The 2,431-nt window shown below is 55.7% G+C and carries 1 rRNA gene; it reads right to left on the bottom strand.

Annotated elements, in window-relative coordinates:
• Positions 1-51: 51 nt before the first annotated feature.
• Positions 52-2,431: ribosomal RNA gene (locus tag V2B23_RS30735) — 23S ribosomal RNA — on the bottom strand; the annotation flags it as partial.

Raw genomic sequence — 2,431 nt, 5'->3', positions numbered from 1 at the left:
AAGGTATCTGTGTGTTGTTTCAGATACCGCACAGTGGACGCGTAGCTTCTTTGTGGTAAGTCCTCGGCCTATTAGTACCAGTCACCTGCATACATTACTGTACTTCCAGTTCTGGCCTATCAACCCGGTGGTCTGCCGGGGGCCTTACCCCCTCGAGGGGGTGAGAAACCTCATCTTGGAACAGGCTTCCCGCTTAGATGCTTTCAGCGGTTATCCCTTCCGAACGTAGCTAACCAGCGGTGCTCCTGGCGGAACAACTGGCACACCAGAGGTTCGTCCGTCCCGGTCCTCTCGTACTAGGGACAGCCTTCCTCAAGTTTCTTACGCGCGCGGCGGATAGAGACCGAACTGTCTCACGACGTTCTAAACCCAGCTCGCGTGCCGCTTTAATGGGCGAACAGCCCAACCCTTGGGACCTACTCCAGCCCCAGGATGCGACGAGCCGACATCGAGGTGCCAAACCATCCCGTCGATATGGACTCTTGGGGAAGATCAGCCTGTTATCCCCGGGGTACCTTTTATCCGTTGAGCGACACCGCTTCCACTTGCCGGTGCCGGATCACTAGTCCCGACTTTCGTCCCTGCTCGACCTGTCAGTCTCACAGTCAAGCTCCCTTGTGCACTTGCACTCGACACCTGATTGCCAACCAGGCTGAGGGAACCTTTGGGCGCCTCCGTTACATTTTGGGAGGCAACCGCCCCAGTTAAACTACCCACCAGGCACTGTCCCTGAACCAGATCATGGTCCGAGGTTAGAGGTCCAATTCGATCAGAGTGGTATTTCAACAACGACTCCACGATAACTGGCGTCACCGTTTCACAGTCTCCCACCTATCCTACACAAACCGAACCGAACACCAATACCAAGCTGTAGTGAAGGTCCCGGGGTCTTTTCGTCCTGCCGCGCGTAACGAGCATCTTTACTCGTAATGCAATTTCGCCGAGTCTACGGTTGAGACAGCTGAGAAGTCGTTACGCCATTCGTGCAGGTCGGAACTTACCCGACAAGGAATTTCGCTACCTTAGGATGGTTATAGTTACCACCGCCGTTTACTGGGGCTTAAATTCTCAGCTTCGCTCCCGAAGGAACTAACCGGTCCTCTTAACCTTCCAGCACCGGGCAGGCGTCAGTCCGTATACATCGTCTTACGACTTCGCACGGACCTGTGTTTTTAGTAAACAGTCGCTTCTCACTGGTCTCTGCGGCCCCACCCAGCTCAGACAGTAAATGTCGTCACCAGACAGGGCCCCCCTTCTCCCGAAGTTACGGGGGCATTTTGCCGAGTTCCTTAACCATAGTTATCTCGATCGCCTTAGTATTCTCTACCTGACCACCTGTGTCGGTTTGGGGTACGGGCCGTGTGAAAGCTCGCTAGAGGCTTTTCTCGGCAGCATAGGATCACTGAATTCGCCTCAATCGGCTACGCATCACGTCTCAGGCTTATATGCGACCCGGATTTGCCTAGGTCACGCCCTACACGCTTACACCGGTATTACCACTGACCGGCCCAGCTACCTTCCTGCGTCACCCCATCGCTTGGCTACTACCAGATCAGGTCCCGTGCATCCACCAACTCGAGACCCGAAGGTCTTCTCGTGGCTTCAGGACGGTTAGTATCACTGATTCACCATGGGCGCGTTCACACGGGTACGGGAATATCAACCCGTTGTCCATCGGCTACGCCTGTCGGCCTCGTCTTAGGTCCCGACTCACCCTGGGCGGATTAACCTGGCCCAGGAACCCTTGGTCATTCGGCGGACGAGTTTCTCACTCGTCTTTCGCTACTCATGCCTGCATTCTCACTCGTGTGGCCTCCACGGCTAGGTCACCCTGCCGCTTCCATGGCCACACGACGCTCCCCTACCCATCCACACACCTGCCCAACACTCCGCAGAGTGAAGGGGGGCTATTGCGTGAATGCCGCAGCTTCGGTGGTGTACTTGAGCCCCGCTACATTGTCGGCGCAGGATCACTTGACCAGTGAGCTATTACGCACTCTTTCAAGGGTGGCTGCTTCTAAGCCAACCTCCTGGTTGTCTTCGCGACCCCACATCCTTTTCCACTTAGTACACGCTTAGGGACCTTAGCTGGCGATCTGGGCTGTTTCCCTCTCGACTACGAACCTTATCGCCCGCAGTCTCACTGCCGCGCTCTCACTCACCGGCATTCGGAGTTTGGCTGATTTCGGTAAGCTTGTGGGCCCCCTAGACCATCCAGTAGCTCTACCTCCGGTGAGAAACACGCGACGCTGCACCTAAATGCATTTCGGGGAGAACCAGCTATCACGGAGTTTGATTGGCCTTTCACCCCTACCCACAACTCATCCCCTCAGTTTTCAACCTAAGTGGGTTCGGTCCTCCACGACGTCTTACCGTCGCTTCAACCTGGCCATGGGTAGATCACTCCGCTTCGGGTCTAGAGCATGCCACT

Origin of the sequence: Rhodococcus sp. 24CO, from assembly GCF_050586165.1 — a bacterium.
Lineage (GTDB): Bacteria > Actinomycetota > Actinomycetes > Mycobacteriales > Mycobacteriaceae > Rhodococcus_F.
Note: the sequence above shows the minus strand (reverse complement) of the source record. Positions and strands in the feature narration are given on the sequence as shown.